The sequence below is a fragment of the Methylocystis sp. genome, from assembly GCF_050251305.1.
In the GTDB taxonomy this organism is placed as follows: Bacteria; Pseudomonadota; Alphaproteobacteria; order Rhizobiales; family Beijerinckiaceae; genus Methylocystis.
In genome coordinates, this window is the sequence record NZ_JBFWNB010000041.1 from 23,418 (window position 1) to 29,762 (window position 6,345).

The 6,345-nt window shown below is 57.3% G+C and carries 3 protein-coding genes and 1 pseudogene; 1 reads left to right on the forward strand and 3 read right to left on the reverse strand.

Annotation, left to right across the window (positions count from 1 at the left end):
• Positions 1 to 13: 13 nt before the first annotated feature.
• A complete protein-coding gene (locus AB7F41_RS12985; protein ID WP_428406604.1) occupies positions 14 to 2,500 on the forward strand; it encodes an alginate export family protein in 2,487 nt (828 codons plus the stop codon).
• Between the two features lie 112 nt (positions 2,501 to 2,612).
• On the opposite strand, the pseudogene AB7F41_RS12990 reads toward AB7F41_RS12985, so the two are convergent.
• The 3 genes and pseudogenes from AB7F41_RS12990 to AB7F41_RS13000 form a co-directional block, all read right to left on the reverse strand.
• Positions 2,613 to 2,752 (reverse strand): annotated as a pseudogene (locus AB7F41_RS12990) (IS3 family transposase); the annotation flags it as partial.
• Between the two features lie 560 nt (positions 2,753 to 3,312).
• Positions 3,313 to 4,701, reverse strand: coding sequence for a sensor histidine kinase (locus tag AB7F41_RS12995; RefSeq protein ID WP_428406605.1), 1,389 nt, complete (start codon positions 4,699 to 4,701; stop codon positions 3,313 to 3,315).
• Positions 4,702 to 4,897: 196 nt separating this feature from the next.
• Positions 4,898 to 5,575: a response regulator transcription factor gene (locus AB7F41_RS13000; protein WP_428406606.1), complete on the reverse strand. Its 678-nt coding sequence runs from the start codon at positions 5,573 to 5,575 to the stop codon at positions 4,898 to 4,900.
• Positions 5,576 to 6,345: the final 770 nt, after the last annotated feature.

Consider the following 6,345-nt stretch of genomic DNA (forward strand, 5'->3'; position numbering starts at 1 on the left):
TTGAAGAGTTCAAATGTCACAGCAGAAATTGAAGCTCGGCGCTGCAGTCGCAGCGATGCTCATTGCCTTCGCCCAGGAATTGTCACGCGCTGAAGAAGTGACGCAACAGTCGGTCGGCGCGGAACACGCGCGGCACAGGAGCACCCTGAAAACGAAGTCAGATCCGAAGGCGGCGGTAGGTCCCACATCCGCGGTCCCGGCGGAGAAAAAGAGCTATTATGTCAAAACTCGCGGCTATCGGCTCGATCCTGCGCCCGACCTGCCCGCATATGTTCGTACGCTGGGCAAGACGTATAAGGAATTCGAGGGAATAGACTGGCTTGATATCGGCCTCGATCACCGAGTCCGCTTCGAATCCCGGCAGAATGATTATCGCCCCTGGACTAACACCACCGTCAATCCGCCGACGTCGCAACGTAGGTATTTTCCGGACTCATTATGGCTGTCGCGCACGCGCGCCTATTTCGGCGTCAAGGAGGCGCTCGACCCGTTACGTTTCGCAATTGAATATGAAGATGCGCGCGCCTTTAACAGCCTCTATCAGCTGCAGGGACAGGATATCAATCAGACCGAACTGATCCAGGCCTATGCCGAACTCTATTTCAAGGACGCGCTTGGTAAAGACGATTTGGGGAACAATCGACCTCTTATTTTGCGCGCCGGCCGCTTTCATCTTGAGCTGCTCGACCGGCGGCTGATCGGCAACAACCAGTTTCGCAACACGACGAATAATTTTGAAGGATTCCGCATAAAATTGGGAAAAAAAGAAAACGACTGGGATGTCGACGCTTTTCTTATGCGGCCGGTCGTGCGCTTGCCCTATCAATGGGACCGACCGGAATGGGGCAATTGGATTTACGGCGGGGTACTCAGCATACGGCGCTGGTCCGAATATGCGACGATCCAACCTTATTTCCTGGGCCGCAAGCAATATGCGGACGTCCTCAACACTTCGAATGCGTTGAGGGTTCACAGAGACACCTATGCTCCCGGCCTGCGTGGCTACGGGGTGCTCGGCGACTTCGATTATGATTTCGACATCAACAAGCAGTTCGGCGAAGTCGGCGAATTCCGCGATCTTGGCGCGCGCCGCAATGCGATTCAAACGACCGTCCAACACGACGCCATCGCCTACGCCATCGAACTAGGCTACACCTTCTCCGACCATCCATCGAAACCGCGTATCAGCACGGTCTATGCATATGGCTCCGGCAACAAAAGCCCCTTCGATAGCGCTAACCAGACCTTCGATATTTTTTATGGCTTCAATCAGCCATTCTCGCGTGATGATTATTTCGCCTGGAATAACACCAAGAATCTCAAGGGGCGATTGGAGTTTGAGCCGCTCAAGAATGTTAAGGTCGATACCGCATTCAGCGCCTATTGGCTGGCGAGCACCGCCGCCGCCTGGGACCGCGCGAATTTATTCGCGCCGCTCGGCAACAGAGGCGATTTCCTTGGCACGGAATTCGACATACGCATCCAGCATAAGCTGAGCCAATTCATCAATTGGAGCATCAGCTATTCGCGGTTTTGGCCGGGAGGATTTACGTCGAGCTTCGCGGCTACGGTCGCGCAGCAGCCTTTCTTCCCTCAGTCTTTCCCCGGGCAGACGACCACCACGAACGGTCTAACCGCGCGTCCCTCCAACTTTTTCTATATCGAAGTAACGGCCAACGCCTTCGGTGACGGAACGCCGATCAAAAGGAATCCGGCCTCCGAGTTATTCGCTCTTACGGCGCCCGATGCCAGCCAAGAGTGGCCACCCAGCTGGACGGACGTCTATGTCGGCTTGAACGGCGGCGGCGCCTGGTCCAGTCCGACCTCGAATATTCTGGCTTGGCCCGTCGGCGCCGCCGCGGCGAGTCCGGCGGTCGCCGCGAGTGTGACCCCAATGGACAGGTCCAATCGTCTCGCGGGCTTCATCGGCGGCGTTCAGATCGGCGTCAATTGGAAGTTCGCCGGGAGCTTCCTGGCCGGCGCGGAAGCAGATCTACATGGCGCTTCGGGAAACACCGACGGCAAATGGCAGACCACAATAGCGCAAGGAGGCGGCAATAGTTTTGTCACGTATACGCAGCGCAACGCCACGCTAAATTATCTCGGCACAATCCGCGGCCGCCTTGGCTATCTCGTCACGCCAACGCTCGCGGTTTACGGAACAGGCGGCATGGCCTATGGCGGCGTGACCTCGAACACAGCAATTTTTACCAGGGCCATCGCTGGGACGAACCAGACATTCGTCAATCCCGTTTACTTTGACGCACTCATCGGCTGGACGGCGGGCGGCGGCGGCGAATGGACATTCATGCCGAATTGGAGCGTCAAGATCGATTATCTTCGTTACGATCTCGGCAACGCGACCGCTTCCGCCATTGCGACGCAGCCGAACGGCTTTTACGCCTATGGCGCATCAAGCTCGACGCGCTTCAACGGCAACCTGATCCATGCCGGCGTGAACCGCCACTTCGATCTCGTTAGCCTCGTGGAGGGGAAATAGGCAGAGCGCGCACACACCGTCGTACGTGATTACACCCAGGCGGACCAGTAGGCGTCCGCGCTGACTGGTCAGCGCGGGCGTCTTGTTTTCGGTTACAAAGGGCCTAGAAATTTCCCCGCTCCGCCTCGGCCAAGATCATCATATCAAGCGTCAGATCCGAAACCGCTTTGCGAAGCCGAACGCTCTCCGCCTCAAGCTCTTTCAGCCGCTTGATCTGATCGCGCGCAGACCGCCGAACTCCCTGCGCCACCGCCTCCGTAAAGAACGGCGATTTGGGGCCGGTAATCGAAGGAGTGGGCGCGACGCAGTTTGCCGTTCAAAGCTGCAATGGCGGCGAGGCGTTATTCCAGCACTAGCGTCCTTTCGTAAGCCGTATGTCCGCTACTGCGACTGAGGTGGTTCACCCATCGCTCGTTTAGTCGAAAAGGCCATCTCGATCGAAAAGGCCGATGGATTCAGTCGGGGGGGTAGCGCCCCTCCGCTACCACCATTCCCCCCAAATAACTTTTCGATCATCGACAGTTTTTCCCCTCCGTGAGCAGTTCCCGCCTGTTCGGTTTCGCTGTCCAGTTCAAGCTGGCGCCGACTGAGCGAATCGAGATCGGCGGCAAGGCCGAGCTCTAAGAGTCTGAACAAACGGCGCTGCGCCCGAACGCCCGGTCATGGCTCTTCTGCATTGTCGCAGGAGCCGCGCTCCTTGACCGCGCGACAAACGATCCGACGCCGCCCAGCGCAGAAATCTTCGGCCTCAGCCTTGTGACCCGTTTCAGCAGCAGGTTCTTCGAACCTGACGTCATTTTTCGTTCGCTTGTTCATAAATCAAAACTTTTGGGATCGTTCTCAGATTGTTTGAATGTGACCTTGAATGTCGCGCCGCCACCCGGCGTCTCCAACAGCTCGATCGAGCCGCCGAGTTTCGTCGTCAACTCCTTCGTGATCGCCAGCCCAAGGCCTGTGCCTGGCGTACTCTCCGACTTTCGCCAAAAAGGTTCGAATATCCGTTCTCGATCCGCGATCGAGACGCCCTCGCCATGATCGACGACCTCAATCGCAGCATCCTGACTCAACCTGACAATCACCGCTCCTCCGGTCGGCTCCGCGCGGACGCCGTTTTCGATCAGGTTGGTCGTGACGCTTTCCATTGCCCATCGGATGCCTTCGGCAAACACAGGCTCATCCGGGCAAACAAATTCGAGGCATTTACCGGAATCAAGAGCAATCGGCGAATAATCAGCGGCGACGTTTCTTGTAAGTTCAGAAAGATTAATCGTCTGAAGCGCAAAATTATTGCCGCGCGCTTCGATCTGAGCAAGCACCAAAAGTTGCTCCAAAATGGTTTGAATGCGCTGTGTATCCCGTTTGATCTCCCGCTTCAGTTCGCCGGGCTCCATCCTCTCGATTCGCGAACGCAATATCGCGATAGGCGTTCGGAGTTCATGCGCGGAATTGGCGATGAATCGCCGCTCACGCGCGATTCCATCGGTCACTCTCTTAAAGGCCCCGTTCACCGCTTCAACGAATGGCACCACCTCCCTGGGCAAATGATCGAGAGAAATGGACCGAGAAATTGTATCGAGATCAATTTCCGCAACCATCGAGGCGGCGGATCGCAGCGGTCGTAAGCCATTCTTCATGACAATCAGCGCGACGACGCTCAGAACGACCAAGAGCGGGAGATAAGAAATGATGTTTATGAACGTAAAATTTGCATAGACCTGATAGGCGATGTCATACCAATGGAACTGAGCGCCGTAGACAATCGTTCCGAGCAGCCCGAAACGCGTATCCGCTACTCGCGCGTATCCGCGAGATCGCGTGTTCGGATCGTTCAAAATATGAAACATCGAGCCGATGATATGAATTTGCTTGGTCTGGTCCTTGAAATAGTCAGCAAGTTCGCGTGACGACCCCGGAAGAAAGACGCCGGTCTCAGGATAAAAAACAGCGAACCGGAACTCGGGATTTAATCGACGATAATTCTTCATCGCTGGCGTGTCTTCGATATGAAGAGCACCTGCCGCGTCCTTCTTGATCGAGGCGAGCAGGATTTTGCGGGCGCGTCGAACCGTCAGCCCCTCCAGCCCAAAATTGATGCTGCTTGCCCGGTCCGGCGCCTCGGCCATGATCCCCCGGGCTCCTCCGATTCCGAACGCCGCCAGCGGAATTTCCACGGTCGCCGGCAACGTGAAGAATACAATCAAGGAGAAAAACGCCCAGCTGAGGAGAAGACGCGAAAGAAGGGAGCGACGGAATCCTAGCATTTTGCGACCGCTGGAATCGCGCGAGTCTCCTCCTCAACCGTCATCAAGCTGTGTCGCCCGTCATCTGCTACGCCATCCGCGATCTGGTCTGTCTGTTCGTACGTCTCGTTCGCCACAGCAATTGCGCCAATCAATATCAATTTCGAAGTTCGTCGATGAGATAGCCGATGCCGCGCAATGTGTGAATCTCGACGCCGGCGTCGTGGTCCTTCAAATGCTGCCTGAGCCGTGAAATCGCCATTTTGAGCGAATCCGGCTGAACGCCCTCGTTCGGACCGTAGATTTCCGAGATCAGCGCTTCGTGCTTTGCCGCGCGTCCGGCGCAGCGCACGAGCGCCTCCAGGAGAAGCGCCTCGCGCTTCGGCAAGTTAAGAGGTCGTCCGGATACAGACGCACATTGCCGATTGAAATCGAAGACGAGGTTGCCAAGAACGACATCAGGCGTCGGCGCGGCCTTTGGCCGACGCAGCACCGCCCTGATCCTCGCCATCAGTTCGCTGTCGTCAAAAGGCTTCGTGAGATAATCGTCCGCGCCGGCGTCGAGGCCATTCACCCTGTCGTCAATGGAGCGCATCGCCGTAACGAGCAGGACGCGCGCAGCAGGCCTCAGTTGACGTATCGTCGGCAGAGCGGCCAATCCGTCGCCGTCAGGGAGCCTCCGGTCCAAGACGACGAGCGGGTAGTCGAATTGTCTGATCGCCTCGACAGCGTCGTCAAGCGTGCCCACGACGTCGACCGCGTACCCCGACGCTGCGAGCCTGTTAGACAAATGCTCAGCGAGCTCCGTCTGGTCTTCGACGATCAATATCCTCAACGAGAGTTATTCCGCTTCGTGTTCAACCTCCGTCACTGCGCTCCGTCAGCGATGGTCGAGCGCCAGATACGCGTTCAGTGTTGCCGTTCTGCAACGGTAATTTAATATAGGCTTCGGTTTTGCAGCAATTGGAATTTGGTTACGATACCGTGACGCTCAGTCGATTAGAAGAGAATCCTCGACTGTCGCGAGGAAGGCGATGCGGCCCGCCGTCAAGCTTCTCTTTTTTTGGCTCATTCTGACGAGCGTCAGCCTTGGCGGGCTTCGCCAGGCGACGTTCTCGGATTGCGGCAGGATTGGCGGGGAAACGCTTGTTTCGCTCTCGCGAAGCTGCAGTTCTGATGATCAGAATCGCCAGCATGCGCCCACGCTTTGCCTTCTGAAATACTGCTGCCCTCCCTCCTCGTCGAGCGACGAGGCGTTCGACCTGCAAAAGCCAATCCTCGCCCGGTGGCGCGCATTCGAAGTCCCATTTTGCGACGGGCGACCGGGCTGCCATCCCGAACGGCGGGCCGCCCGCTCGAGCCCCGCCGATCAGAACTCGCCTTGGTCAACCGGGCCCCCGGCCCGCGGCTAGTTCTTCGGCCAAATCCAAACTTCGAACAAGCAAAGAGAGCGCGCGTTTTGTGACGCGTCGGGGCCCTGTGTCGCATGTGTCGCGCGCGGCCGGGTTCGGCGCGCGCCGTCGGGACGCATCTCAAGAACAATTGTCGAATGGAGAAGAATGATGGGCGTAGTGAATCACGTCGCGGCCGCGCTCGCCGGGCTGA

Bases quoted from the DNA above. Each gene is read 5' to 3' on its own strand.
- AB7F41_RS12985 (WP_428406604.1), top strand. From the start codon at position 14: ATGTCACAGCAGAAATTGAAGCTCGGCGCTGCAGTCGCAGCGATGCTC.